This window comes from Methylomonas sp. Uni0009, assembly GCF_054188105.3.
The window spans coordinates 2,290,841-2,317,221 of the sequence record NZ_JBTAFN010000001.1; the positions used below are offsets into that span (position 1 = coordinate 2,290,841).

Below are 26,381 nucleotides of genomic sequence, written 5' to 3' on the forward strand. Positions count from 1 at the left end.
ACTTGCAATACATTCTCGGTCTTTAGCGCATTACTCATTCAACATCCTTCTTTGAGAAAAACGCGACGGGTATCCAGCGGTGAATGAGCGCTAAGCTTTCCCATAATCACCGACATCTCAATCCGGCTAACAGCGCCGTTGTAGTAAGCAAAAGTGCATTTCCCAGACTGGCAAATAGGCTGGTCTTTTGGGTATTCGGGTTTTGATTTGGAAAAGAAAATCCAGCAGAGTTAGTCTTTGATAGGCTGTCTTTAAGCAATGACCCGACATTGCAATGTGTTAATTGAGGACAATTAACACAGTTCGATCTTGCCTCGGACAGAAGACCGGTTTGCCCTTCTTTTGCAATGGACTCAAGTAATCGTGTGACAGATGCCAGGTCAGATGTCTGCGGGGTAAAATGAGGGTAGTCTAAAGCGTACAATAATGCGCCTGCCAACTGCGCTTTGAGATCGCAGACGTCACACATCGACACTTCTTTCAAGTATCGTGAAAGCGGGCAGTCCTTGCCGATTGCTGGTTTGCTCATTATTAGTAATCGTTGGCTTACAAAAATAAGCCAATACTAAAATAATGAACTTATAAAACAATCCCAACGATGCAGTAGTTTTCTACCGCGTTTGTGTAAAGTTCGTCAGGCTTGGGCCTCCTATTTGCCAATCAGCAGATCATGATCAATGGCAAATCGCGTCACTTCGGCGGCGCTATGCAGATCAAGTGTTGCCATGAGATTTCGGCGGTGCGTAATGACGGTTGCCTTGGATAAATTGAGGCGGTTGCCGATTTCCGCCGAGGTCATCCCGGCGGCAATCATCCCGACAATCTGCCGTTGCCGCTTGGTCAGGCTATCGGCAAGGTTGGATTTTTCTATTCTGCCTGGCGAAGGCGACAAGCTTTCGCGTATCAGCGATTCGAATCGCTTCAGCAATTCCGAGCCTTCCTCATTCAGGCGTTTGCGCTGGGTAATATCCAAAATCGTGCCGACCATGCGCAGCGGGCTGGTGTCTTTATCCCGACGAATAACCTTGCCTCGGGCTTCGACCCAAACCCAATGACCCGCCTTATGCCGTAAACGGTGTTCGCTTTCGAAGTTGGCCGTTTCACCCTGTAAATGTGCTGCAAGCTTTTGCCTAAAGCCTTCAAGGTCGTGGGGATTGATCAAATTCAGCCAATCCTCTTCGTCGTTGCCCAACTCCTCAGGGGTGTAGCCGAGCAATTCGAACCAGCGATTGCCTGCTATGACCTTGCGCTTAGGAATGTGCCAATCCCACAACACCAATCCCGATCCCTCCAGGGCCAGTTCCAGACGTTCATCGCTCTCACGCAGGTTTAATTCGACTTGCTTGATGTCGGTGATGTCCTGCACTGTTCCGACCGCTTTGACCAATTGCCCGCTATCATCGAATTGCAATTCCGCATGAGCCCGAATCCAGCGAATCTGGCCTTGCACCACAATGCGGTAAGTCAGGTCATAGGGGGCACCTTGTAAAGCAGCTAGCCAAGCCGTTTCTACTTTGTCTTGGTCGTCGGGATGCACTCGCGCGAACCATTCTGCGAAGGTGGTAACGCCGGTATTGTCAAGATCGAACAACCGGGCGGTTTCTTGGGTCATGCTGAACGTTTTAGTGTCACTATTCATCCCAAAACTGCCAATTTTCGCTACCGCCTGGGCACGATGCAGCCTTTCGTCACTTTCCTGCAGGCTTAATTCGACTTGCTTGAGCCGGGTGATGTCGCGACCGACCGATTGAGTTTTCTTGAGGACACCCGCAGCATCGAAAAAACCTCGATTAACGAACTGCATCCAACGGATTTCTCCACTGGCCACAAGTACCCGGTTCTCAATGATCACCACTGGGTTTTCCGGGGACATCTCACGCAGTCTAGCCTCAATCATGGGCAAGTCGTCGGGATAAACGACTGGATGCCAGCGTTGTCCAATCAATTGTTGGGGCGTTTTTCCAAACAATTGACAGTAGACATCATTGACGAACAAGAAAGTACCGTCCGGTAAGAAACGACTAATGACCTCGGTCTGGTCTTCAACGACTGTGCGGAAAGTATTTTCCGCTTCCGGCTGCACCTCTCCCTGAAACTGTACGATAAGCGCTGACACAACTGCGGCAAATAGATCCAGCATTTCTTGCGTCTTTGCATCGGGACAATGCGGCGAACGGTAATGCGTGGAAAGCATGGCGATGACTTGTCCTGCCTGGTTGAGCACCGGTGTTGACTGCACGGCGCGCACACCTGCTTTGAGTTGTATATCTAGGGCCGGAGTGCCGACAAATATTGGGCTTTGTACGACATCTTCGACGATCACACGCTCGCCCAAGGCAATCGACGTGCCGCAATCGCCCTGTCCAGCACTTACCGTATTCCAATAATCGATCCACCAATCAGGAAAGCCCTGATGCACAAATATTCTAAGGTGACCGTTCGAATCAACAATTTGAATGTTGCCAAAATCCGCCTTTGCCAACTCAATAACCAGGTGCAAAGTTTCGCTAAGAATCTCCGAAAGGTTCCGCTTCAGCATTTTTAGCGGCACCGTGCGTTTAGAGGACAAGGTAAATTCATGGTTCAAGATAATCAGTCAATCAGATGAGGAAGATGCTATCAGTTTTCATCATCGCGCCAAAACAAGCTTTTATCCGCTGCGCGTGCAGGCTGGCCAATGTCCGCTTTATAGAAGTCCAGTTTGCAGACTTTAGATTTGATTGTCTGGCCGGTTTGGAGAAACGCGACCGGCAGGAATGGGTCGATTGCGACAATCCGTTACCGGAATTGGCGGCAGACTTTCCATTACCAGACCATCTCTATTCCGGCAGACAAAGCTGCCATGTAGGCTTCAGGCGTGTAAACATTTCCATTCCTTTGAGTTCGAGTTGCAAGATTTGCCAGCGGGCCAGATCAAACGAATCCCGATACAAACACGCAACCCAATCCGCCAGTCGCACGGCGGCATAGGTCTCGGCATCGTAGGTGTCGCAGGTAGAAAGACTGGCGCTGTGTTGGTAGCCGGTGATAACGCTAGCCGCGTCGTAGCCCCAGCGATGCAACGCCAGCGCCGCCAGGCCGGCATGAAAGGTCGTCTCCTCGGGCAGATGCGATTCTGCCGCCGAGGCCACCGCATTGAGCGCCGCCGGCAGCTCGGAAAAATGCATGTCGGCAAATAAGGTTTGCACGTGCGCGGCAAGCTCGGGGGTATTTGCCGTATGCCAGAAATTGAAAACCAGGCTTTGCCGTGGCTGAATAGCCTCTGTGACGCCATGGTATGAATCGGCATGCAGCAAAAAGCCGAAGGCTTTGTTGTATTCCGGATTGACACGAAAAACCGCGTCACTCTCCTGCGAGGCGAATAACTCCAGCACCCCGCCATGCTCGGGTTGCCATTGCTTATTCAGTTGCACAACCAGCCGGGCAATCTCATAACCCACCAGCGGCCGGTCGCTGTGTCTGCCAATCACTTGTCCAGGCAGCATGCGTTGCGCCGTGACTAACAGACGATTCGTCAGCGGCAATCCGGTAATCTCGCGCATTCTAGCCAGCACTTCGGTTTGAAATGCCGCTGGAATGTGCTCGGTTACGTCTCTAAGCGAGCACCGGTAAAACGCCCCATCCCGATGTTGCCACTCGGCATCCAGCAAAAATAAACGCTCAAGCGCCGCGCACTGCGCCTGGGAAAATGCCGAATTGTCGTAAAAAAACGGGAACGGGCTATCGTGGTGGATGGGCTGTGAGAGCAACAGCTAAGCTCCTATTAGAATCAAACTGAGAGGTAGCAATACAACTACAACTGATCATTCCCGCGATTACGCTTCGCTAATTGCGGCTACAAGGGGTGGCTGAGTCGCTAGCTACACTGTGAGCTTTTCACATTATTGCTTCGGATAAACCTGTACCCACTCGATGCGCGGGCCGTTCATTTCCTTGACGACGATTTCAAAGTCGTTAAAGGCGATGCGTTCGCCGGCATCGGGGATGTCGCGCAATTGCGCAAGGATCATGCCGCCCACCGAGTCGACATCGTCCAGATCCAGCTCTTCGTTTTCCACGTCGATGCCCAGAATCCGTTCCAGCGAGAAAATCGGCAAGCTGCCTTTACCCAGCAAGCTGCCGTCGTCCTGACGGGTCCAGTCGCTTTCGGTTTTCCGAAATTCGTCGCGAATTTCACCGACCATGGCCGACAGCAAATTGTCCAAGGTGATAAAGCCGTGTGGCTTGTGGCCTTTCTGACCGATGACGGCAAAGTGCGGTGAGCCTTGGGTAAAGCGGCGGAATAATTCCAGCGCCGGCATATGCGCGGAGATGTGTTGAATCGGCCGTAAATAGGGTTCCAAATCGTCGATTTGCTGGCCGTGTTGTTGCGCCAAAAATAAGTCCTTCAAATGAATCACGCCCAAGACGTCGATGCCGTTGCCATCGAAATACGGGTAGCGGCTGAAGCAACTGTTGTAAACCGTATCCAACATTTCTTGCTGAGATTGCCCTTGATACAGCGCGGTGATTTCGTGGATAGGCCGCATTAAATCCGACACTTCCAGCTTGCCGAAATCCAGAGCCTTGGCCAGCACATTGCATTCGTCGCTGGTCAGGTTTTCACCGGCCCGGCTGGAGCGCAAAATCAGTTTCAATTCGTCGTTGGAATAGTGGCTGTCTTGATTGTGGCTGTTGCTCAAGCCGGCTATGCGCAACACCAGATTGGCGCTGCCGTTCAACAACCAAATCGCCGGATACATCAACCAATACATCGCATACAGCGGTCCGGCGCTCCATAAACCTATGCCTTCCGGATTGCGGATCGCCAGCGATTTGGGCGCTTGTTCGCCCACCACGATATGCAGAAAGGAGATGGTGCAAAACGCAAAGCCAAACGAGATATTGTGGATGATTTCCGGAGAGGTGATGTCGGCTTTGGCAAACAGCGGGACTAACAGGTCGGCGAAAGCCGGTTCGCCGATCCAGCCCAAACCCAGGGAGGCGAGGGTAATGCCGAGCTGGCAAGCGGATAAGTAGGCATCGAGCTGTCTGTGTACTTTGGCAAGTATCCTGCCTCGCCAACCTTCGGTTTGTTCAATGGCTTTAATCCGGGTTTGCCGCAATTTAACTAAACTGAACTCGACTGCGACAAAGAAGCCGTTGAGACATACCAGCAGCAAGGCGCAGGCGACCAGGACAAGATTACTCATAGATAAAGCATTGATTACAGCGGAAGCAGCATTATACCGGTAATCCGGGTCTTTGCTTGTTACGTGATGTTGCTAAACTCAGACCGCGCTTATTCGGGCGGGCCGAGAAGGTGTTCAACATTGGCGGCCATATGCGTTGGATATAGCGCCGGGCCGAATTGGGTAAAGATTGCCACATCCGCCGCATCGTGGCCGTAAGCGACGATGACCCGGCCGCCGCAAGGCTCGGCTTGGGTGGGATCGAAGGTGTACCAGCGCCCATCCACATAAGCCTCGAACCAGGCGTGAAAATCCATGGGCTGCAAACCGTATAAATAACCGACCACCATTCGCGCCGGAATGCATAAAGCCCGGCACAGGGCGATGCCCAAATGCGCCAGTTCGCGGCACACGCCTTCGCCGGCCAGATTGGTTTCAACCGCCGAGAGCTGGAAATGCGGCGAATCCGGATTGAAGCGGATATTCTCGCGCAGCCAGCGGTGCACGGTGGCGACTTGGTCATAGCCCGGGATGGCGTCGGCGACGATGTCCTGGGCCAGGTCGATAAACCGGTCGGATTCGCAATAGCGGGTGGGTGTCAAATAGGTCAGCACACTATCCGGTAAATGTTGCACTTCGGTAAACGGTGCGCCGGGGCAGACGTCGATATGTTCATGGGTGTGAATATCGGCGCTGGTGCGCACGGCAAACTCGCCGGGTGGGGCAATCAGGCGCTGGCAGAGATTCCCGTAGTAGTCGGTAAACTCGAAGACCGGCACCGTCGGTGTCAAGGTATACGACTCCCGCGCCACCCATTGATTTGCGCCGCTACGCGGCCGCAGCATCAAAATAAAAGGGGTGTCGATGCTGACATCGAAGGTTATTTCGCAACTCGTGCGCAGCCACATATGAGGGTCCTGGTGTTGATTATCGAAAAATCAGCGTTGATGGCAAGCGCAGCCCGTTAGATGCCGATACCAGCCGCTTGAGCCACTTGGTCTTGCAGGTTAAATCTTGGCGTTGCCTGAGCGGAGAGGCCAGAACGGGATCGACAGCACCAGTATACACAGCAACCACGCGACGAGTTGCTGATTGTAAAACGTATACCCCAGCGCGACCGGCAAACCTTCACTAAAGCTGGGATGCGCTTGGATGAAATCGTAGGCCGCCATGAACTCGTGGGTCTCGCCTATCACCACAGCGAATGTGCCGGCGCTTAAAAAATAGGCCAGCAAGCGGTCGCGTGGCGTTTGCGAATCCCCGCCGGATAGGCTGTCAAAGCGCAGCATCTGCCGGTAAAAGCGCCGCTGGGCCAGGCATAGGCACACGATCAAACCGCAGACGCCGAGGGCCGGAATCGCGAATTGTTCGACGGGAAAGCTTAGATACCGACCGTTGAACGCCAGGCTGTAAGTTTTGTACAGCGCTAAAATCCCGAAAAATAGATAGGTATTTCTCAAACGATGGGCCAGGGTCGGCGCTACGGATTGCTCGGCTAAAATCGCATAACTGCGTTGCAGCAGCAAAGCGCTCAACACGCCGTTGGCGGCGATAATCAAGAGGGCGTAAGCCTGTTGCCAGAGGCTATAGCTGGTAAACCACGCAAAACTTGCCAGCGTGACCAGACAAACGCTAAATACTTGGGTCAGCGTCAAAAACACAATCTGGCGCGGCCAAGGCAAATGGGCCAATTTTTTAAAGTAGGCCGCAACCATTACCAGCCACAAACCCGTCGCCCAGGCAAAATGCGCTAGCCAGTCCGGATTTTCGTAAACCGGGCCGGTCAGCGGAAATACCGGTTCGCGGTTGATAGTCAGCAATCCCCAATTGGCGCCGACCACGCCTTCGTTATGGCTTTTCCAAGGTTGGTTAAAGGCTTCGACGATGTTGTAATCCAAACCGTGCCGGTTTACTACGTCAATCAGGCTGCGGATGAAGCGGGTTTCGTTGACCACGCTGGGCACCGCTCGGCCGCGCTGGCGGCCGGCGGCCGGCCAGCCGGATTCGCCGATTAGAATCGGCTTGTTCAGGCCCATGCTGTGGGCTTTGGCTTCGATTTGTTGGACGATCTTCTCCACATGTCCGGCCGCCTCCTCAATCGCCACCGGCTCGTCTTCCCAATAGGGCAGAATGTGTACGGTAATAAAGTCGACTTCCTGCATCAGTTGCGGATATTTCAAGTAGATAGACCAGACATCGGCATACGACACCGGCTGTTTCACCGCCTGTTTAACCTGGCGGATATAGCCGATCAGCGTGTCTACATCCATGTCTTTCCGTAGCAGCACTTCGTTACCGACCAGCACTCGTTTGATCACGTCCGGATGGGCGTTGACCGCTTCGATCAGCGCGGTGATTTCCTTTTTATTGCTGGCATGCCCATCTCCCAGCCAGCCGCCTTGGATCATTTCCACCCCGTGTTTGCGCGCAAATTCGGGCGTCGGCTGCATACCGCCGAGGATGGAGTAAGTACGGATGGTATGGGTTTTATCGGCAATCAAGCCCAGGTCGGCGTCGATATGCTCGGGCAACGGAAACTTTTCTTCAATTGGGCTAAACCCCTCGCGATAAGGCGCAAACGACAAACTGCGCAATTTACCCGAAGGCACATCGACACCGGCGTCCTGGGGGCGATTCAGGCTCCAGGCGATAGCGCCGTGAACGGCAAGGATGAACATGAGGCAGAAAAACAGATGGGTGGTGCGCATGACTGGGGGATGGTTAAGCTGAGTGAATAAATATGTGGGATTGCCGGGATTATACAGTCTTGGCGCGCGCTAAAAATCAAAGTCGGTGAGTCTGGCGGCGATTCTCGATAAAACTATGTTATCTGCCGGTTATGCCGCAGGTTATTTGCCGCATTCGCGGGCGGCCTGCCACTAAGGAGCAAAGCAGGGCAGGACGCCGGGCGGGGCTTGCCGGCAATATTCGCCTTTGGTTCGATAATTGCAAACGCTCTGACGCAGCTATGTGGTAAGGCTTTGGCGGGGTGCCGGCCGGCTGCTGTTTTTGATTGAAGCTTTGGATATTTCCGATACGCATGAGTGCACAGCCAATGACCGATATTTCCGCGTTCTGGACCGAGTCCTTGGCCGATGAGTTATTGCGCTTTTTAACCGGGCGCTTGAAATGCCCGGACATTGCCGCCGAATTAACCCATGACACCTACCTGGGACTGCGGCAAATAGCCGAGAAAACGCCGCCGGATAATGCACGGGCCATGGCGTTTCGGATTGCGATTAATCTGACCATCGATCATCAGCGCAAGACCATGGTCAGGGACCGTTACGGTGCCGACGAAGATATTGATGCGCTGGTTGATACCCTTCCCGGTAACGCCGCGCCGCCGGAACAGGTGTTGATCGGCCAACAACGTCTGGCCGCGTTGCAGCATGCGCTGGGCGAGTTGCCGCAAGCCTGCCGCACAGTGTTTTTACTGCATGGGGTCGATGGCCTGACCTATACCCAAATCGCCGAACGTTTGGGGATTTCCAAGTCCCTGGTCAATAAGCTGCTGGCCCAAGCCATGGCGCATTGCGCCCGGCAACTGGCCGATTAAACAGCAAGCCCGCATTATTTTTCCGCAACCCACTTCATCCCGATGCCGTTGACTGCCGCCGCTTGCCTTACTTGGTATGATCGCTTTCGCGCCTCGCACGTCTTTATCAATAACAGCCTTGCATAATGGGAGATTGCATGCCAGCGCCGTCCGACAAATCCGCTCACACCAGTCTGCAAGATCAGGCCATCGCCTGGTTGATTTGTCTGCGCGACGACAGATTGGACGATGCGGAACTCGAAGCCTTCGCCGATTGGTTGAGCCGCGACCCATTGCATGCCCAGGCATTTACCGAGGCTGAGGCTTTGTTCAGCGATATGGTGCTGGCAGGCAGTTTGTCCAGTGCGAGCGAATCGCTGCAACCCGCGTCTCGACACGCTGCGGAAAAAAATGCTGCCGCTGACCAGATTATTGACCCAGCCCTATTTATCAGAGGTATTCCGTGTGAGCCGAGCTCTTCGACGTTCAGGCAGATGCCCCCTCCGACAGGCTCAGGGCGAATGGTAATCAAGAGCCAGGCCGATAAACCAGCCAGCCGCCGGCCGTTGGCCAGGCCGCGCCGGCCCTGGTTTGCGGCCGGGCTGGCCGTCGCGGCGATGTGGCTGTTGGCGATTAGTCTGATCATGCCGCAACAAGCGCGCTTATTTAGCGATTATTTCAGTGACTACCGCACGCAAACCGGTGAAATTCGCGAGATTCAACTCAGCGACGGCAGCCGTTTGCTGCTGAACACCAATAGCGCGGTTTCGGTAGCGTTCACCGCCGCGGCCAGACGTATCATCTTGCACCACGGCCAGGTGCAATTTACGGTGGCAAAGGATAGCCGGCGGCCTTTCGACGTAGTGGCCGACGATTTGACGGTCCGCGCCTTGGGCACGGTGTTTGAGGTGTATAAAACCGCGACCGGGCCTACCGAGGTGAGCGTCCAGGAGCATGCCGTAGCGGTCAGTATGGCGGGTCAGGACAGTGACGTTACCGTCGCCCAGGGGCAGGGCTTGGTCTATCAACCCGGACTGCCGCTGCCGCATCCGCGGGCCGTGGGCGCGGAACAGTCCGCTTGGCGGCAGCATCGCCTGGTGATCAACGATAGACCTTTAGCTGACTTGATCAGCGAGTTGGAGCGCTATCGATTGGGACGGATATTTTTGGCGGATGCCGCACTTAAAAATCTGCGGGTAACCGGGGTGTTTTCTCTGGATGCGCCCGATGAGGCACTGTCCTCGGTGCGCAAAGCGCTTGCTTTGCAAGAAACCCGTATCGGTCCCTGGGTGTTACTGCATCGCTGATTTTTTGGGTGCTGTAAGCCACTCCGGGCAGCGCGCGCATGTCAAAAACGGTTTGGCGCATATGGGTCGAAAAATCCAGCCCACCGGCTCAAGCCTTCAACGGCTGTTCCCCATTTACCCGCATTCAAGCAAAAGTCGTCCTTCCGCCGGAAACTTCCTCAGGCGCGCAGCGCTGCGATTTTTTCAACGCAGTTTTGCCGGAATGGAGACGATTTTTTGCCAATCAGGAAATTTTTGTGATCGATTTTTGTGCTGAAACGACTTCTATGTTGAGAAACATTATTTTTCGGACAGGACGGATCTTGAAAGCACGGATTAACGATTTTCGCTACCCGCTGGCAGTGGGTGTATGGCATCGGCCAGCCGTATATCTGTGCTATGCGCTGAAAGGCAACCGTGTCGGTGTCGATACCTGGGTGTTGATCGGGCTGGTGGCGGCCGGCGGACAATTGAGCAGCAGCCAGGCGGTCGCTGTGGAAGTGGTTCGCCACTTCAATATCGGCGGCCAGTCCTTGAATAACGCGCTGATTCAATTTGCCGCGCAAGCCGAGTTGGAATTGATTTTTTCAGCAGATATGTTGCGTGAGCTCGCCAGTCCCGAACTGCGCGGCGACATGTCGGCAGAGCAGGCGTTGACACACTTGCTGCATGGTAGCGGTTTTACCTACCGTTTTATCGATACCGACACGGTGACTTTGGAACGCAGTCCGGCGGCAACAGAGCTGTCTAGCCTGCCGCCCCCCGTTACCTTGGATGCCATGACTGTCGTGGGCTCGAAAACAGCGGAGGCCGGTGCGGAAATCGCCACCGAGCCGATGCTTGACGAGGCGCGGACCTATGCCGTCAGGCATATTGCCAGCGCTACCGGAACCGACACGCCAATCAAGCAAATCCCGCAGTCCGTGCACGCGCTTAACCGCCCCTTGTTAGACGACCAGCAAACGATCAACCTCAGCGAATCCTTAGTCAATGTCAGCGGCATAGTGGCGCGCAATACGCTCTATAGTCCGGTTATCGAAGGCACATTGATTCGCGGCTTTCGTTCCGAACAACTGCTGGACGGCTTTACCCAGTACTACAACCCCGGTGACCGGGAAAGCACTATTAATATCGAAAGAATCGAAGTGCTGAAGGGTTCAAACGCCTTGCTTTACAGCGGCGGTTCGGGCTCGCCGGTGGGTGGGGTGGTGAATCTGCTTGCCAAATTGCCGCAGGCCAAAGCCTTCGGCGAAGCGGGTTTTAGAATCGGCAGTCACAGCTTTTATCAGCCGTTTTTCGATGTCAATCAACCGCTAAACGCCAATATTTTGTTGCGCATGACGGGCGAATATACCAACGCCAGAGATAACATCGACATAATCGAAACGCAGCGTTTTAACCTTAACCCGGCCCTGACGCTGACCGATAACGAGCAAACCCGTTTGACGATCCAAGCCAAACTGTCGCGTTGGCAGCAACCGGAGTACCAGGGCTTGCCCGCCACCGGCAGCATTGCCGGCGATTTTGCTACCCGGCCCGATCTGTTCCCGGGGCCGGCCAATCTGCCCGATAGCCATTCGGATGCCGATGCGGTATGGGCTACGCTGGACCGGCAGCTCACCGGGAGCTGGCGCTTAAACCTGAAGGCGCGCTATGCGCAGGCTAAATTCGACGAGAAAATTCAGACCCTGTTCGGCAGCGATGGCCTGGTCGCGGATCGGCCCTTGCTGCCGGCATCGCACTGGGCATTAGTGAACGCCGAATTGTTTCAACAACAGCATGAACGCAGCGTATTGGGCAATTTGCAGGGCAAATTTAAGCTGGGTCCCAGCGAAAATAATTTGTTACTGGGCGCGGATTACAGCCGTTTGCAAGATGCCGGCTTTATCGAGGGCGATTTCGGCGCCTTAGGATTCGGCGTAGGTACGGTCGATCTGCGGGCACCGCTATTTGACTCCCCTTATGCCGTACCCGGTCCGGGCCGGGAAAATCAGTTCATCGAAAACCTCACTTACGGCGCTTACCTGCAGTGGCAAAGCACGCTGTACCGGCGTTTGCATTGGCTGTCCGGTCTTAGGCTGGGCAAGGTGGGTATCGATTTTAATAACGCGCAAACTGGAGTAAATGTCACAACGGATACGCTGAAATGGTTGCCGCGCCTCGGCGGCGTGATCGACCTAAACGACGAGGTTTCCTGGTTTATTTCCCATAGCGAAGGCATGCGCGGCCAACCGTTTGTCAATTTCGTCGATACGCCGGCGCCGGAATTGTCGAATCATCTGGAAACCGGTCTGAAATTCAATTTTGCGAATGAATTCAGCGGCCAACTGGCGCTCTACCAAATCGAGCGCAGCCAGGTCGCGGTCACCGACAGCAGCGATTTCCTGCGGCGTTCGGTCGCCGCAGGGCAACAACGCTCGCGCGGTATCGAAATGGATTTGCTCTGGCAACCGGTCGAGGGCTTCAGCGTGCTGGCGAACTATGCGCATACCGACGCCCGCTTCATGGACGACAAAGCCGGGGTGGCTGCCGGCAATCGCTTGGCTCAAGTCCCGGAAGATGCCGGGCGGCTCTGGGCGCATTACCGTTTTCAGCAGAATGAGTTGCAAGGTTTTAGCTTGGGTTTCGGCGTGTACGCCCGCGCCGGCGCTTATTTATCCAATAACAATCGCTTTAAAACCGCCGGCTACCACAGCTTCGACGCGGCGTTGGCTTACGAAACCGGGCGTTTCAAATGGGCGGCCACGGTCAAGAATCTCAGCGATGAGGATTATTTTCAGCCCTACGGCTATTTCGAGGGTCGGGTAGCACCGGCAGCCGGTCGCGCCGGGTTTCTAAGTTTTTCAATCAAGTACTGATGCCGTCGTTAACTATTTGCCACAGGAGTTTTTCAGGAGCACCTCACTCAGGGATTTAGAGTGATGTCGTAAGGATCGCGACAAACATGCCACATCCGCCGCGAGACGGAGCCGGAAAGCCACGGGTCTTGGAGATTAAGACAGCCGGGTTACCTGCCAGTTTAAGACCCGAAATTCGGGTTGGCGATTTGCAGATTAACTTTAACCGTAATTTATTAAGGAATAAAAAATGACAATCTTGCACTACAACCGCACTCAATGGGCAAGCGCCGGCCTGCTCGCCTTCAGCGCATTGACCGCCGTTTTGGCGCCTGCTACAGCCAGCGCTGCACAAGTCAGCGGCGATGCCACCATTACCATCAACAATGCCGCTTTTGCGGCGGCATCGGTCAATGTTGGCAGTGGCTATCCGAATGGCTGGATTGTCGCGAAACATTGGGGTGCCAGCGACAATTTGCTGGGTATCACCGGCGCAACCACCGGCGGAACGACGCTATCGGCAACCGCCAGCACAGCGATGTCGTTTGCGGTTAACGCCAACACCACGACCAACAGCTATCCGGCTGCCGGCCCCTATGGCCGTACCGAACAAGCCACGACGATGGACGCCGGCAATACCTCGGTCGGTCAAATCGGTCTGAGCGGCGCCTGGTTGTTGACCAGCCAAGGCGGCAGCGGCATTTTGACGCCCTACGACTTTAGCCTGGTAAAAACCGGAAGCACCTGGAATATCAAAACCTACGATACCGGTTTTGGGTACCAAAATTTCTTGAAGCTGACCAACGTCTCCGAGTCGCTAAGCAGCAATGGCGAATTACTACTGAGCGGCGATTTGCAATGGACCGGATTGTGGGCCGGTTTGGTTGGAGCCAATACCAATGCCGTGGTCGGTACTTTTAGCCTGGCGCCCAGCACGGCGCCATCGGCGGTACCGGTACCGGCGGCGGTCTGGATGTTCGGCAGCGGGCTGCTGGGCTTGCTGGGTAAAAGTCGTAGAAAAGCCTCGGTCGCGGCCTAACTCGCAAATTGGGCTTGGGGCGGTCGCCAAGATTCGCTTCGGGCCCGGACTTTCGGCAATAAATCCCTCTTCGTGCCCGCATGCCGTCGACTACGGCCGCTTGTGTATTTAGGCAGGGAGAGGGCTTATTCTGACCATCCGCTGATAGGGATTTTATGAAGATCAACAAAAACTGTGGCTATCCCGCTTTGGTGGTACGGGCGATGCTAGCCATCGGTATGGGAATGGCCTCGGCAAGCGCCGACGCCGCGACATTGAATGCGCCATCCGGCGGTACGTTTACGATGAACCTGGACCGGAATGCGCTGGCACCTTATGCCGGGGGCTATTACTTGTCGACGTTTTGGAGTACGGCAACGTCCAATGCTGATAATCCGGCCAATACCGGCGACCATTTGCTTAGCCAACTCAATACCACCGAGATTTCCGGACTCAATCAGGTGTTCGAGTTGACGGCTATCGGTAGCGATCCCAGTCCGCAAGCCAGCCAGCGTTACGTCAAAGCCACATCAGCCGATTTTGCCATCGATACCGGCACGCTGGCCGGCGTGGCCGGGGCACAAGTGGGCATGACCGGCGTGCAGGGTTTTTATGCGCCGAACTGGCCGCCGACTGGAGCCGGCTTGGTCAACGGCGATTTTTCGCTGTTTTACGATGCCAACCGGCAAACTTTGGGCCGCACCGGTTGGTACCTGGCCAATAACATTTATTTCACGATGGCGGTGTACGACTTAAACAACCTGAGCCTGAGCTTTAGCAACCCCGGAAACTGGCAGTTGAGTGGCGATTTACTGATGTCGCCGGAAAACGCCGGCATGTTGCAAGGCGCGCAACTGGTCGATGTCGGCAGTTTCTGTTTGGGCACGGGTGCCTATGCCGGTTGCGGACAGGTATCGGCGGTGCCGCTACCCGCTGCGGTCTGGTTATTCGCTAGCGGCTTTTTGGGCTTTATCGGCATAGGCCGTAGGCCATATCTTTCAAGGAGTGTGACATTATGAAAATCAATAATCATCGATCATCCACCTGGCTATTAGCCGTTTTCGGTGTATTGTCGATCAGCCAAGCCCACGCCGCGACAGTCAGCGGCGGTGCGCTGGTCCTTAACCTAAACCGCGATGTGCTAATCGCCAGCCTTGATGTGAACGATTATCCGGACACGCCCACCGCGGACTTTCCGATTTGCTGCCGGCCTTCTATTTATCTGGAAGAGTTTTACGACGCTTCGGCGGCATCAAAAACCTTTGTTGAGCTGCGGGACGGCAATACGCCGGATTTGTACGATACGGTGGCCGATGAAATTCCGGCAACCGGGTTGCAATTTAGTGTCAACGGGGTGAGTCCGATAGTCAATCCGGGCGGGCGGCAGAACAGAAATACCACTTTCGCGTTCGAGCCCGGCAATTTGTTCAGCACTGCCAGCGGTAGTATCGGTCTGGGCGGTGTCATGCGTTTTAGAGTGGACGTCGATCCACCGACCAATCGAGTGTTGTTGGGCGATATGACCTTGGAATACGATCCTACACTTGAAGCGGCAACGCCCGGGCGTTCCGGCTGGGTGATTACCAATCACATCGGTTTCGATGCGGGCGGTTTTGAGTTGTTTGATGTCACCACCGCAATAGTCGGGAATACGTTAAGCCTTAACGGCAATCTTGGGTTAGGGTGGGGCTTCGATCATCTGGGCGCTCGCGACGCTCGCTTGCGCGATACGCGCATTGGTACTTTCAGCTTGCAAACCACCGTGGTGTCGGGAGAAACGCCGGCGGCGGTGCCTTTGCCGACGGCGGTATGGCTGTTTGCCAGTGGCTTGGCGGGATTGGTTATGAATGGTCGTTCTAAAAGAGAGATCGTGTGATGAAACGGGATGAAGTTGCAGGATTGACTCGGCCGCTAACTGCCCCTGGCGAATGGCGTACACCCCTTTTCCGTAACGTTAGGCTGGTAAAAATCGCGGCAGGCTTAGGCATCGTTTTGACATTGACGACAGCCGCGCAGGCAGGGCCTTCCCCGGTAATAAGCTTTGGACAGTACCGTAGCCATCAAGTCAATGTCGATGCGGAGGGGCAAAACATCGCCGGCGACAAAGGCAACGAGCCGACGCTGGCCTTGAATCCGCTAAATCCCGCCAATATTGTCGTGGGCTGGCGTAAGTTCGATTCACCGCCCACTGCCGTCAAACACGGCGGCTATGCCTATAGCTTTGACGGCGGCGCGAGTTGGACTACCGGCATGCTGCCGGCCTTGCCGCTGCAAACTCGCACCGATCCGGTGTTGGAGGTCGATGCCTTGGGCAATTTCTATTACCAGTCTTTGGCGGTATCGGATAGCACTTCGGTGTTTAAATCCGGCGACGGCGGCGTGACTTGGTCGGAGCCCGTGTATCAGTTTAAAGGCGACAAGAACTGGCTGGCCATCGATAAAACCGGCGGTCCCAGCGACGGGTATATGTACAGCACCTGGCGGCGGCCGGCCGACAGTAACCCCGATCCAAATTATGTCCCCAAATATTTCATCCGATCCACGGACGGCGGTGTCAGCTATCAAGAACCGGATGCGGCATTGCCGGTGGCAAACTTTGGCTTTGGCCGGCTGACCATCGGCGCGGAAGGCGAGGTTTATCTATTCGGCGTCGATGAAACGATTTTGTCCGTCAGTGCCTTGGGCATAGTGCGTAGCGGGCACTATTTCCTGAAATCGGTTGATGCCAAAGATCCCGCCGCTTCACCCACCTTTACCGCGCAAAAGGTTGATATGGGCGGCAACAGCATGATGTTCCTGTCGCCGAGCTTGCAGTTGCCCAATCCCTTGGGTGGCGACGGCGATGTGCAAATTGCCGCCGATCAATCGGCCGGGCCGTTGCGCGGCAATATTTACCTGCTGGCGCATGTCTCCCCCTATGCCTGGCAAACCGGCGGCGATCCGCAGGATATTCATTTCGTGCGCAGCAGCGACGGCGGCGTTACCTGGTCGGCGCCGGTGCGGGTGAATGACGATCCACCCGCCGCCAACGCTTACCAATGGTTCCCGATGCTGGGCGTGGCGGCCAACTCCCGCCTCGACGCGGTGTGGTACGACACCCGCAACGGCAGCGGCAGCGCGCCGTATCGCTATTCGCAGCTTTACTACGCCTACTCCTGGGACGGCGGCGTAACCTGGAGCAAAAATCAGGCGGTCACGCCGGTGTTCAATACGCATCTGCCGTATAACATCGTGAACGGCGAAGAGCGGCAAGGCGACAAAATGGGCGATTACACCCAGTTAGTCTCCGACGCCAACGGCGCGCACATTGCTTACACCGCCACCTACCACGGCGAGCAGGATGTGTATTACCTGAACGTGTTTCCGGACTGTAACAACAACGGCAAATCGGATGTGCTGGATATTCAAAACCGGGTCAGCGGCGATACCAATTTGAATCATCTACCGGATAGCTGCGAGAACATCGCGGTAAAAGGCGATCTGGACGGCGACCGCGATGTCGATCAACTGGATTTGAACGTGGTCATTGCGGCACGCAACCAACCGGCTACCGGAATAGCCGATCCCCGTGATCTGGATAAAAACGGTGTGATCAATGTGTTGGATGTGCGCAAGCTGACTTTGCTGTGTACGCGCTCGCGCTGTGCGATTTAAACGAGCTTGATTCAAGCGGCTGGTAGTCAGATTTCTCCAATCTGACGCACGCACCGAAATTACTCCGTCATTCCCGCGCACGCGGGAATCCAGGGTGCCGAATATAGGACTAACAACGATGATGAAACAACTAAAAGCCGGCCTGGTCGGTATAGCATTATTCGCCGCCAGCGGTGTGGCCGATGCGGCCATTGATTTACATTTCACGCCCCGTAGCCAAACCGTCGAAGCCATTGAAATCGGTTTGAACATTTCCGGTTTGGGCGGCGCTGCGTTAGCAACGTATGACTTTAATATTCAGTTTGACCCAACACGTTTGGCCTTCGCCGGCGCGGTTTTCGGCGATCCGGTGTTGGGTGACGAACTGGATGTGTTTGACTTGGGTGGCAACAGTACCGCCGCCGATTTGCTCGCTTCCGGTGTGTTGAATCTGTTCGAGTCGTCCTTGGACGACGCGGCCGATTTACAAGCCCTGCAAGCCGACAGCTTTACGTTGGCGATCATCCGTTTCAATGTGCTGAGCAGCGGTAGCAGTCAGCTTGATTTACTGATTAACGGTCTGGCGGATGCCGGGGGTGACGGCTTGTCGGCAAACACAGCGCCGCTCACCATCAACCCGGTCGCCGCTGTGCCGTTACCGGGGATGGTTTGGCCGATGATCGGTGGGGTTTGGGTGGTGCTTAGGCGGCGTAGGAGTTAGTCAAAGTAGCCTGGATGAAGCGGAGCGTAATCCAGGCGCTCTTTGGAAATACTCCAGTTTTCGTTGCACTTCATTCTGACTTATTGCTAAGCACGTGTTTGGGTGATATACGGAACTTTGAATTACTTGTTAAGCATCACAATGTCCGACGCTCCCAAATACATCGTTCGCAGGCTCGAGCTCTCAGATGCCGGGGCCTTCTATTCAGCCGTCCGCGAGTCTATTGATGAACTCGTTTACTGGATGCCATGGTGCTCTAAGGACTATACACCGCTGGATGCGGAAAACTGGATCAAGACTACCATGCAACTCTGGGAAGCAGATGCCGAGTATCCTTTGGGCATCTTCGATGCTGTCTCAGGCGCAGTGATTGGCGGGACAGGCGTCAACCACATCAACCGAGCCTACCGGATTGGCAATATCGGTTACTGGGTGAGCTCGCGGCATACTGGTCAGGGAGTCGCTAGGTTCGCAGCACACCATTCGGCACTACTTGGATTCAGTCAACTGGGCCTGACCCGCCTTGAAATTGTCGTGCTTACTCACAACAAAGCAAGCCAACGGGTGGCTGAGTCGCTCGGTGCCAAACTGGAATGCGAAGCGAGGAACCGTCTCTACTTTCAAGGCAAGCCGCACAATGCCTTGGTTTATTCGCTCGTACCCGGTGACTTGCGGTGATGCCTAAGCCCTGCCCCGGCGGGCGGCTTAGCTCGAAGATTGGATTCTAGAGTGATGTTCAGAAACGTTTTGATCATCGCTGCCGCGGCAGCTACTGCACTAGCCGCTTATTCCCTGTATGTGATGCAATCGGCGAAATCGAGCGCCGAGGAGACGGCATCAACATTTCCTTACTGCATTCAGATCGCTACTGGCGGCTCAGAGTACAAAAGTATCAGAGGCTTGATCGAACTGGCCGGTCTCTACATGAGAAGCAACGGAACTATAAACCACGCCGTGCTGGTCATCGGCAACCCAGATCAGCCCGTTCTTTATCATTGGTCGTATATGGAGAACCAATTTATAGAAGGCGTTTTCGGCGAGCCGCCGATTTACTGTGAGCCGGCCAGACACTTTTTGAGCAAAGTGGGCCTGTATGGAGCACCAGGAGCGCCAGGATCGAATTTTCGATTTCGCGGGTATCAGTTTTCGATTCCAAGCGAGTATGCGCCACTGGTTAGTTTCACATCTCCTACGCACATCGCTATCGCGGCGCTTTCGCCAACGTTTGCCCCGCAAAAGTCATATCAATGCGGGGAGGCGCCGTGCAACTATGTTGGTATAACCATTGGCTTCGACAGCAAGTTGGATGGCTGGCTCGACAAGGCTTCGAGGGTGAACCAAATCGAAGCCCTCGGACAACACAAGGGGTTAATCAAAGAGCGGATCTTGTCTCGATCATCGCACTCGCCGCGAATTCAGTACTACCGTCTAGGCCCGGACGGAAGAGTGAACACGCTCGTGCATTGCTTTGAGGGAAGCGAGCTTCAATGCACGCATTTGTTCACAGATGGCGAGTTCTCCTACTATTTTCACCATATGTCTGCGGATCCAGATAGTTGGTCAGACTTGCAGCAAAGTCTAATCACAACAGTATCCAAATTTATCGTCGGTAGACCGGCCCAACGAGCCGTTCGAGCCGATCACCGCGAAAACGCGGCTCCGGGTTAAATGGGGCCTCGTAGGTCAGGGTGCGCGTTAGCGTTCCTTGACATACACCGAAGCGAGTATTGAATGTCACATAACCGCTTCCGCGGCAATATGACCTACGGCTACAATTCGCACGAAACGCGAAAGCCGCATTCCATGTTGGTATCAAGCGCGACATTTTGTTCCGGGAGGTTCAAATCGGTTTCAGATGGTTGTTGCACCTGGCAGGTGCCATTCTCGCAGTCGCTTTGGGAGTCGGCTTGTGGAAGCAGTGGACATTAATCTGCAACGAAGCGTGTGCGCCGGGGCGGGCGTTAATGATGATTTTGCTGAGCTTCATACTGCCGGCTTCTGCATATTGCACGCTGTTGCTATGGACGGCTGCACGTCCTAGGCCCGTTGCCCGAGTTATCTCCGCTGCTTTGACTTTAGCTAGTCTTGTGGCGGCGATTTGGCTAAGTTTTTTTGCGTGAGGTGGTGTGGTTTGGGTTTATTTGCGTTCGCCGATTTTTGGCAGCCTATCCGCCAAGCCCATCGCATGCCGCGTCAGTAGTTTTTTCGCAAACGGCAGGTGGTCCAGCATGGTCAATCCGGCGTTGCGGACGGCGGCCAGCGGCAGGTTGTCGTTGGAGAACAGTTTCACCAAGCTATTGGTAAAACCGATGGTTTTACCGTGGTCTTGTTGGCGTTGCCGGCTGTAGTTTTTCAGCAGGCGGGCATCGCCCAAATCGCCATCGCGTTCGTGTTGGTCTATCAGCATTTCCGCCAGCAAGGCCACATCGCGTATCCCTAAATTAAAACCTTGGCCGGCGACCGGATGCAGTTGATGTACGGCGTTGCCGATAATGACGGTGCGGCCGGAGACCATGCTTTCGGCGCGGATCAGGCTTAACGGAAAGGCGCGGCGCGGCGCGGCTAATTTCAGTTCGCCTAAGCGGTAACCGAAGCAGTTTTGCAGTTCGGCAAGAAATTCGCGGTCGCTGACGTTAATCAGGGTCTCGGCCTGCTCGTGCGTGCGCGTCCAGACCACCGCCGATTGTTTGCCGGCCACCGGCAGCAAGGCCAAAGGGCCGAATTCGGTGAAGCGTTCGAAGGCAATATTGCGATGCGGCAGCGCCGATTGTACGGTGGTGACCAGCGCGGTCTGGCCGTATTCGGTGACTTGCTGCGGAATTTCCAGCAGCTTGCGCACCGTGGAATTGCCGCCGTCGGCACCGATCAGCAATTGGGCGCTGACATTTAGCGAGCTGCCGTCATGCTGTTTCAAACTGACGTTGACCGCATCGCGGCCGGACATTAAGCCGGCTACCCGAGTTTGATATAAGCAAACCGTGTCGGTTTTCTCGACCAGATCGGCCATATGCTGTTCGATGTCGCGGGCGACGATGACGTAACCCAACGCTTCGACACCTTGATCTTCCGCTGCCAAGCGGGTCTTGCCGAAATGACCGCGATCCGAGACGTGGATGTGTTTGATGGCGGTGGCTTTATCGGCCACGCCGCGCCAGGCGCCCAAGTCGTTGAGTAACTCCACCGTGCCGGCGGCCAAGGCCAGCGCGCGGTCGCCGGCCGGCGAGTGGCGCAATTGTTCGCGGCTATTGGCTTCGACCAAGGCTATCTTCAAGCCGCTGTTTTTCAGCGCCAGGGCCAGACAGTTACCGGCCAGGCCGGCGCCGACGATGATCAGGTCGAAATCGTGTTGCATTGCTTAGCCCGCCATCAGCGCTTCGATGTCGGCGATCGATTTCGGTACGCCGTGGGTGAGAATTTCATGGCCGTCTTTCGTCACCAACACATCGTCTTCGATGCGAATGCCGATGCCGCGCCATTGTTTATCCACCGTTTCGCAGTCGGCCGGCACATACAGGCCCGGTTCCACGGTTAACACCATGCCCGGTTCCAGCAAGCGCCATTCGTCCTTGATCTTGTAATCGCCGACGTCGTGCACGTCCATGCCCAGCCAATGGCCGATGCGGTGCATGTAAAACTGTTTGTATTTTTCGTCTTTGATCAGTTTTTTGGGTTTGCCTTTTAACAAGCCCAGTTCGATTAGGCCTTTGGTCAGGGTTTCTACCGAGGCGTCATGAGCTTTATTCCAAGGATTGCCGGGTTTGATTTCGGCCAGCGCCGCGGCTTGGGCATCCAGCACCAATTGGTATAACAACCTTTGCGGTTCGCTGAACTTGCCCGACACCGGAAAGGTGCGGGTGATGTCTGCGGCGTAATGGTCGCATTCCACGCCGGCGTCGATCAGCAGCAAATCGCCTTTGTTGAGTTTGTCCTTGTTTTCCACGTAATGCAGCGTGCAGGCGTTTTTGCCGCCGGCGACTATGGACGGGTAGGCCACCGCACGCAGGCCGTCCTGAATAAATTCGTGGATCAATTCGGCTTCGATTTGATACTCGTACAAGCCGGGTTTGCAGGCTTGCATGGCGCGAATATGGGCTTTGGCGGATACTTCGCCGGCGCGGCGCATCAGTTTTAGTTCTTCCGCGCTTTTGAATAAGCGCATTTCGTGGACGATGTGTTCCAGCGACACCAGTTCGCCCGGAGCGGTGACGCCGGTACGCGACTGCTTGCGGATGTGATTAATCCACTCCAGCAGCTTGTGGTCCAGATCACTGTCCTTACCCATCGGGTAGAACACTTTGCTTTTGTTTTCCAGCATGCCGGGCAGGATGTCGTCCAGATCGTCTATCGGGAACGAATCGTCGGCTTCGTAATGTTTGGTGGCGCCTTCCAGGCCGGCGTGGGCGCCTTCCCATTGCGCTTTTTTCTCGTCGAATTCGCGGCAGAACAGAATATATTCGCCTTGCTCACGGCCGGGGATGAACACGGCCATCGATTCGGCTTCGTTAAAGCCGGTCAGATAATAAAAGTCGCTGTCTTGACGGAACGGGTAGTGGACGTCGCGATTGCGGGTGCGCTGCGGGGCGCTGGCAATGATGGCGATGTTGCCCTTGCCGATTTGCTTCATCAGGCTGGCGCGGCGTTTTTTGAATTCGCTTTGTTTCATGGTCGATCTACTTAGATTAATGCGTTTGCGATGGGCCGAGTTCGGCAAATTGATCGCGCACGGTAAACACGGCGGCGCGCACATATTCGCGGAGTTCGACCAAGGCATTTTCGTCGTCTTCATCGCCGACGTCGGTGTCGATTTTGGTGAGCTCTATCATGTCGCGCATCACTTCAGCGGTATCGCCCGGCCAGTCGGCGCCGGTTTGCGCATAACCCACGCCGAACAAAAAGCCCTGGCACCAACAGCGCAAGGCTTCCACTTGCTCGTCGAGCGGATCGTCGTCGTCCGGCATCAGCAAATCGAAGGCGAAATCGTCGTTTTGATTTTCCAGCAATACTCGGGTTCTTTCGAACACACCATGCAGCAGCGCTTTGTCTTCGTCGATCAACTGTTGCTCGTCGTCAATGAGTTCCCGTAGCCAGTTTTCCGCATCGGCGCGGATTTCGACGCAGAGCATGCCGGTGGCGATACCGTGCGCCTCGGCAGCGCCGATGTCGGCGTCATGTTGCTCTAAAATTTCTTCAACCGAACGGTAGGTCATCTGGGCTGCGTTTCCTATATAAAGCTGTTTAATAACATGGCTTATGCTAACATTCTTAACCATCTTCGATGATTATAACGTCATATCGGCCCATACTCTTGCTATGTCTCAAACAGAAAAAGATCCATCAACCGAACTGGAAGCATTGGAAGCGAAACTGGATACGCTCATTGCCCAATTCAATCAAGTCAAAAGCGAGAATAAGTCCTTGAAAGTTAAACAGGATGCCTTAGTTAAGGAAAAAGCCAAGCTGCTGGAAAAAACCACGTTGGCCAAAACCCGGGTGGAAGCGATGATTGCCCGCTTGAAAGCTATGGAGCATGATTCGTGAGTAAAGCCGTCCAGCCCGTTTCACTGAATATCCTGGATAAGGAATATAAAATCGCCTGTGCCGCCGATGAAAAAGAGGGGTTGATCAACTCTGCCCGGGAACTTGACAGGCAGATGCGCAAAATCCGTGACACCGGCAAAGTCAGCAGCACCGACCGCATCGCCGTGCTGGCCGCCTTGAACTTGGCTCACGACTTGACGGCATCCAGCAAGAACGAAGCCAACGGCAGTTTGGATATTGGTCAACGCTTAGCCGATTTGCGCAGCAAAATAGAAAACGTTTTGGAAAATTCGTAAATCATCCGGTAGACTATCAGTCCAATCTCCTGCGGCGTTCGAGCAGTACTGGGTGTTTCCTGAACCTGTTTTTACCCCGGAAACTTTTTGCCATTCATGGTGCGCATGCCTGTTTATTCAGGAAGCCTAATTGACTGGATTTGGTTTCCACTTGAACCTTCGGTTCAAGGACGAAAGTATCAGACGGCGCAGGCGGGAGATCTCTTGATTTTGCTTGTCTCGGTTTCTCGTCTTCGTTCGAAGACCCCCTCGTGTTTGTTGTTAGTCTGCTGGTAGGTGGCGCGCAGGGTGGCGTAAGGCCTGGCGACTGTAGTCGCGGCTTAAAATTCGTTTAGCTAGCGCTGTATAGACTATGATCCATCCTCCAACACCTGTTGATAGCATGCCCCCTTTCTTTTCGCTCCGCTGGACAACGACGATTACGCGGCAATGAACATAAGCAACAGCAACGCTGGTGATTCCGGCAAAAGCTTCACAGAAAACTTCTTGGGCCTATTGGTTGATCAGGGCCTGATCGATGCCGAAAAACTGAAATACGCCTTGCGGGTGCAAGGCAAACTGGAGTCGCCAAAGCCGATTTTGTTGGTGCTTTGCGATCTGGGTTATGTCACCCACAACCAACTGGTCGAGTTGTTTCGTAACCACCCGGTCAAAGTCAAGTTAGGCCTGTTCCTGGTGGAGTTCGGGTACATCACCAACACCGACCTGGATTTAGCGCTGGCCGAGCAACGGCAAAAAGCAGGACGCAAACGCCTGGGCGAAATTCTGGTGGAACGTAATCTGATATCAGAAATGAAAATGCTCGAGGTTTTGGCGGACCTGATGGGCATTTCGGTTATCGATTTAAGTACTGCTGTGATCGATCAGACGCTGATGACCAGGCCGATGTTGAAGTCCGCCAACAAGCATTGTTTTTTGCCTATCGAAAAACAAATGGACGGCGTATTGGTGGCTTTCGGCGACCCGCTGGATCAAAACGCCATCGAGATGGCCCGGCACGTCTTGGGCGCCGAGATCATTCCGGCGGTGGGGCGGTATTCGCAGATCATGCGTTTTCTGCTCAATTACGAGCGTAATACCGGCGCCGAAAAAGTAGCTGTCGGCGAGCAGTCGGCCGTCGCGGTTGCCAACCGGATCTTTGAAGACGCGATACGCCAGGGAGTCAGCGATATACATATCGAACCGCTGGAGCATAAGGTCCGGGTGCGGCAACGGATCGACGGTGTAATGGTGCACTACCGGGACTTTCCGGTCGAAATTGCCCAGGCCTTGATTAGTAGGATTAAAGTGATGGCCGGCGCCGATATTGCCGAAAAGCGCCGGCATCAAGACGGTCGGGTCATGTTCGAACAGGCCAGCAGCAATCGCGTGATCGACATGCGCGCTTCGTTTTTCAGTACCATCAACGGCGAAAAAATCGTCTTGCGGCTATTGAACCGCAAGACAGAATTGCTGGACATACACGAAGTAGGCATGGCGCCCTTGATGCTGGAACGCTTTGTTCAAGATTCGCTGGACGTGCCGACCGGTGTTGTCATTATCACCGGACCGACCGGTTCGGGTAAAACCACGACGCTGTATAGCGCAGTGGATTACCTGAACGCCCCGGAAGTCAGCATCGTTACCGCCGAAGACCCGGTCGAATACGTGATTGACGGCGTCGCGCAATGTTCGATCAATCCGAAGATCAATCTGACTTACGAAGAAACCCTGCGCCACATCGTGCGCCAGGACCCGGACATCATCGTACTCGGTGAAATCCGCGACAAGTTTTCCGCGGATACCGCAATCCAGGCGGCCCTGACCGGCCACAAAGTGTTGACCACATTTCACACCGAGGACAGCATCGGCGGCCTACTGCGGCTGCTGAACATGGAAATCGAGGCCTTTCTGATTTCTTCGACCGTGGTTTCGGTAGTCGCCCAGCGCCTGTTGCGCCGAGTGTGCCGGCATTGTGCCGAACCGTTCAAGCCCGATCCGGCTTTGCTGCGCCGGCTGAATGTGACGCCGGATGACATTGCCGGTGCTCAATTTTTGTTGGGCAAGGGCTGCGAAAAGTGCCGTTTTACCGGATACTCCGGCCGGGTATGCGTGTTCGAGCTATTGTCGATGAACGAATTGGTCAAAGATGCGATATTGCAGCGTAAAACCTCCTACGAAATCCGGCGGGTGAGCTTGGAGACGGCGGGCTTGGTTACCCTGCTAGAGGATGGTTTGGTGAAAGCCGCCGCCGGTGCTACCTCGCTACAGGAAGTGATCCGCAATCTGCCGCGTTTTGGAAAACCCCGCCCTTTATACGAACTGCGCCGCTTGTTGGGCAGTCGATGAGCCAATAATACAATC

At 54.7% G+C, this 26,381-nt stretch carries 22 protein-coding genes, 1 other RNA gene and 1 riboswitch; of the genes, 14 read left to right on the forward strand and 9 right to left on the reverse strand.

The annotated features are described in order from the left end of the window. Positions 1 to 106: 106 nt before the first annotated feature. From ACWAU0_RS10900 to ACWAU0_RS10925, 6 genes are all read right to left on the reverse strand, one after another. Complete coding sequence (locus ACWAU0_RS10900) at positions 107 to 529, reverse strand: hypothetical protein (RefSeq protein WP_458139130.1); 423 nt, start codon at positions 527 to 529, stop codon at positions 107 to 109. A 120-nt stretch (positions 530 to 649) separates the two neighbouring features. Then, a complete protein-coding gene (locus ACWAU0_RS10905) occupies positions 650 to 2,587 on the reverse strand; it encodes a PAS domain-containing protein (RefSeq protein WP_458139131.1) in 1,938 nt (645 codons plus the stop codon). Positions 2,588 to 2,819: 232 nt separating this feature from the next. Further along, on the reverse strand, positions 2,820 to 3,749 hold the full coding sequence (locus tag ACWAU0_RS10910) for a 2OG-Fe(II) oxygenase (RefSeq protein WP_458139132.1): 930 nt from the start codon (positions 3,747 to 3,749) through the stop codon (positions 2,820 to 2,822). A 132-nt stretch (positions 3,750 to 3,881) separates the two neighbouring features. Next, positions 3,882 to 5,192 carry a hemolysin family protein gene (locus ACWAU0_RS10915; protein WP_458139133.1) on the reverse strand — a complete coding sequence of 437 codons (1,311 nt, stop codon included), beginning with the start codon at positions 5,190 to 5,192 and terminating at the stop codon, positions 3,882 to 3,884. 89 nt (positions 5,193 to 5,281) lie between these two features. Next, positions 5,282 to 6,079, reverse strand: a complete 798-nt coding sequence (locus ACWAU0_RS10920; protein ID WP_458139134.1) for a transglutaminase domain-containing protein — start codon at positions 6,077 to 6,079, stop codon at positions 5,282 to 5,284. Positions 6,080 to 6,178: 99 nt separating this feature from the next. Continuing rightward, the gene (locus ACWAU0_RS10925; RefSeq protein WP_523070787.1) at positions 6,179 to 7,849 is read right to left on the reverse strand and encodes a glycoside hydrolase family 17 protein; all 1,671 of its coding nucleotides are present in this window, start codon (positions 7,847 to 7,849) and stop codon (positions 6,179 to 6,181) included. Between the two features lie 362 nt (positions 7,850 to 8,211). Here ACWAU0_RS10925 and ACWAU0_RS10930 point away from each other — a divergent pair, with 362 nt between their 5' ends. From ACWAU0_RS10930 to ACWAU0_RS10975, 10 genes are all read left to right on the forward strand, one after another. After that, positions 8,212 to 8,730, forward strand: coding sequence for a sigma-70 family RNA polymerase sigma factor (locus ACWAU0_RS10930; protein WP_458139136.1), 519 nt, complete (start codon positions 8,212 to 8,214; stop codon positions 8,728 to 8,730). A 137-nt stretch (positions 8,731 to 8,867) separates the two neighbouring features. Further along, positions 8,868 to 10,016 (forward strand): FecR family protein, encoded by a 1,149-nt coding sequence (locus tag ACWAU0_RS10935; RefSeq protein ID WP_458139137.1) that lies wholly within the window; start codon positions 8,868 to 8,870, stop codon positions 10,014 to 10,016. 302 nt (positions 10,017 to 10,318) lie between these two features. Beyond that, on the forward strand, positions 10,319 to 12,853 hold the full coding sequence (locus tag ACWAU0_RS10940; protein WP_458139138.1) for a TonB-dependent siderophore receptor: 2,535 nt from the start codon (positions 10,319 to 10,321) through the stop codon (positions 12,851 to 12,853). Between the two features lie 78 nt (positions 12,854 to 12,931). Continuing rightward, positions 12,932 to 13,010: riboswitch (cyclic di-GMP riboswitch) on the forward strand. Between the two features lie 72 nt (positions 13,011 to 13,082). Further along, positions 13,083 to 13,871 (forward strand): hypothetical protein, encoded by a 789-nt coding sequence (locus ACWAU0_RS10945; protein WP_458139139.1) that lies wholly within the window; start codon positions 13,083 to 13,085, stop codon positions 13,869 to 13,871. Between the two features lie 155 nt (positions 13,872 to 14,026). Next, entirely contained in the window at positions 14,027 to 14,869 is an 843-nt protein-coding gene (locus ACWAU0_RS10950) for a hypothetical protein (protein WP_171697581.1), read from the forward strand. Further along, positions 14,866 to 15,726, forward strand: a complete 861-nt coding sequence (locus tag ACWAU0_RS10955) for a hypothetical protein (protein WP_171697582.1) — start codon at positions 14,866 to 14,868, stop codon at positions 15,724 to 15,726. Before ACWAU0_RS10950 ends, ACWAU0_RS10955 begins: the two co-directional genes overlap by 4 nt. Then, positions 15,723 to 17,504: a hypothetical protein gene (locus ACWAU0_RS10960; protein ID WP_523070788.1), complete on the forward strand. Its 1,782-nt coding sequence runs from the start codon at positions 15,723 to 15,725 to the stop codon at positions 17,502 to 17,504. The genes ACWAU0_RS10955 and ACWAU0_RS10960 overlap by 4 nt, the downstream gene beginning before the upstream one ends. A gap of 118 nt (positions 17,505 to 17,622) precedes the next feature. Then, positions 17,623 to 18,204 (forward strand): cohesin domain-containing protein, encoded by a 582-nt coding sequence (locus ACWAU0_RS10965; RefSeq protein ID WP_458139141.1) that lies wholly within the window; start codon positions 17,623 to 17,625, stop codon positions 18,202 to 18,204. Between the two features lie 141 nt (positions 18,205 to 18,345). After that, complete coding sequence (locus tag ACWAU0_RS10970) at positions 18,346 to 18,882, forward strand: GNAT family N-acetyltransferase (RefSeq protein WP_458139142.1); 537 nt, start codon at positions 18,346 to 18,348, stop codon at positions 18,880 to 18,882. Positions 18,883 to 18,936: 54 nt separating this feature from the next. Next, a complete protein-coding gene (locus tag ACWAU0_RS10975) occupies positions 18,937 to 19,872 on the forward strand; it encodes a hypothetical protein (RefSeq protein ID WP_033159075.1) in 936 nt (311 codons plus the stop codon). Positions 19,873 to 20,341: 469 nt separating this feature from the next. On the opposite strand, the gene ubiH is transcribed toward ACWAU0_RS10975, so the two are convergent. The 3 genes from ubiH to ACWAU0_RS10990 are packed head-to-tail and all read right to left on the reverse strand — an operon-like array spanning position 20,342 to position 23,411. Beyond that, positions 20,342 to 21,556, reverse strand: coding sequence for a 2-octaprenyl-6-methoxyphenyl hydroxylase (gene ubiH, locus ACWAU0_RS10980; protein ID WP_033159074.1), 1,215 nt, complete (start codon positions 21,554 to 21,556; stop codon positions 20,342 to 20,344). 3 nt (positions 21,557 to 21,559) lie between these two features. After that, on the reverse strand, positions 21,560 to 22,867 hold the full coding sequence (gene pepP, locus ACWAU0_RS10985) for a Xaa-Pro aminopeptidase (RefSeq protein WP_033159073.1): 1,308 nt from the start codon (positions 22,865 to 22,867) through the stop codon (positions 21,560 to 21,562). A gap of 16 nt (positions 22,868 to 22,883) precedes the next feature. Next, positions 22,884 to 23,411 carry a UPF0149 family protein gene (locus ACWAU0_RS10990; protein ID WP_101054119.1) on the reverse strand — a complete coding sequence of 176 codons (528 nt, stop codon included), beginning with the start codon at positions 23,409 to 23,411 and terminating at the stop codon, positions 22,884 to 22,886. Positions 23,412 to 23,514: 103 nt separating this feature from the next. Here ACWAU0_RS10990 and ACWAU0_RS10995 point away from each other — a divergent pair, with 103 nt between their 5' ends. The 4 genes from ACWAU0_RS10995 (at position 23,515) to ACWAU0_RS11010 (ending at position 26,366) form a co-directional block, all read left to right on the forward strand. Next, a complete protein-coding gene (locus tag ACWAU0_RS10995) occupies positions 23,515 to 23,742 on the forward strand; it encodes a TIGR02449 family protein (RefSeq protein ID WP_033159102.1) in 228 nt (75 codons plus the stop codon). Next, positions 23,739 to 24,038, forward strand: a complete 300-nt coding sequence (locus ACWAU0_RS11000; RefSeq protein ID WP_033159071.1) for a cell division protein ZapA — start codon at positions 23,739 to 23,741, stop codon at positions 24,036 to 24,038. The genes ACWAU0_RS10995 and ACWAU0_RS11000 overlap by 4 nt, the downstream gene beginning before the upstream one ends. A gap of 23 nt (positions 24,039 to 24,061) precedes the next feature. Further along, a non-coding RNA gene (gene ssrS / locus ACWAU0_RS11005) (6S RNA) lies at positions 24,062 to 24,241 on the forward strand. Between the two features lie 226 nt (positions 24,242 to 24,467). Then, on the forward strand, positions 24,468 to 26,366 hold the full coding sequence (locus tag ACWAU0_RS11010; protein WP_458139143.1) for a GspE/PulE family protein: 1,899 nt from the start codon (positions 24,468 to 24,470) through the stop codon (positions 26,364 to 26,366). Positions 26,367 to 26,381 lie beyond the last annotated feature (15 nt).

What these genes read in the sequence shown, in the direction of transcription:
- ACWAU0_RS10955 (WP_171697582.1), top strand. Translation starts at nt 14,866, where the DNA reads ATGAAAATCAATAATCATCGATCATCCACCTGGCTATTAGCCGTTTTC.
- ACWAU0_RS10920 (WP_458139134.1), bottom strand. Translation starts at nt 6,079, where the DNA reads ATGTGGCTGCGCACGAGTTGCGAAATAACCTTCGATGTCAGCATCGAC.
- ACWAU0_RS10925 (WP_523070787.1), bottom strand. Translation starts at nt 7,849, where the DNA reads ATGTTCATCCTTGCCGTTCACGGCGCTATCGCCTGGAGCCTGAATCGC.
- ACWAU0_RS10965 (WP_458139141.1), top strand. Translation starts at nt 17,623, where the DNA reads ATGATGAAACAACTAAAAGCCGGCCTGGTCGGTATAGCATTATTCGCC.
- pepP (WP_033159073.1), bottom strand. Translation starts at nt 22,867, where the DNA reads ATGAAACAAAGCGAATTCAAAAAACGCCGCGCCAGCCTGATGAAGCAA.
- ubiH (WP_033159074.1), bottom strand. Translation starts at nt 21,556, where the DNA reads ATGCAACACGATTTCGACCTGATCATCGTCGGCGCCGGCCTGGCCGGT.
- ACWAU0_RS10995 (WP_033159102.1), top strand. Translation starts at nt 23,515, where the DNA reads ATGTCTCAAACAGAAAAAGATCCATCAACCGAACTGGAAGCATTGGAA.
- ACWAU0_RS10935 (WP_458139137.1), top strand. Translation starts at nt 8,868, where the DNA reads ATGCCAGCGCCGTCCGACAAATCCGCTCACACCAGTCTGCAAGATCAG.
- ACWAU0_RS10950 (WP_171697581.1), top strand. Translation starts at nt 14,027, where the DNA reads ATGAAGATCAACAAAAACTGTGGCTATCCCGCTTTGGTGGTACGGGCG.
- ACWAU0_RS11010 (WP_458139143.1), top strand. Translation starts at nt 24,468, where the DNA reads ATGAACATAAGCAACAGCAACGCTGGTGATTCCGGCAAAAGCTTCACA.
- ACWAU0_RS10970 (WP_458139142.1), top strand. Translation starts at nt 18,346, where the DNA reads ATGTCCGACGCTCCCAAATACATCGTTCGCAGGCTCGAGCTCTCAGAT.
- ACWAU0_RS10975 (WP_033159075.1), top strand. Translation starts at nt 18,937, where the DNA reads ATGTTCAGAAACGTTTTGATCATCGCTGCCGCGGCAGCTACTGCACTA.
- ACWAU0_RS10915 (WP_458139133.1), bottom strand. Translation starts at nt 5,192, where the DNA reads ATGAGTAATCTTGTCCTGGTCGCCTGCGCCTTGCTGCTGGTATGTCTC.
- ACWAU0_RS10900 (WP_458139130.1), bottom strand. Translation starts at nt 529, where the DNA reads ATGAGCAAACCAGCAATCGGCAAGGACTGCCCGCTTTCACGATACTTG.
- ACWAU0_RS10990 (WP_101054119.1), bottom strand. Translation starts at nt 23,411, where the DNA reads ATGACCTACCGTTCGGTTGAAGAAATTTTAGAGCAACATGACGCCGAC.
- ACWAU0_RS10930 (WP_458139136.1), top strand. Translation starts at nt 8,212, where the DNA reads ATGAGTGCACAGCCAATGACCGATATTTCCGCGTTCTGGACCGAGTCC.
- ACWAU0_RS10945 (WP_458139139.1), top strand. Translation starts at nt 13,083, where the DNA reads ATGACAATCTTGCACTACAACCGCACTCAATGGGCAAGCGCCGGCCTG.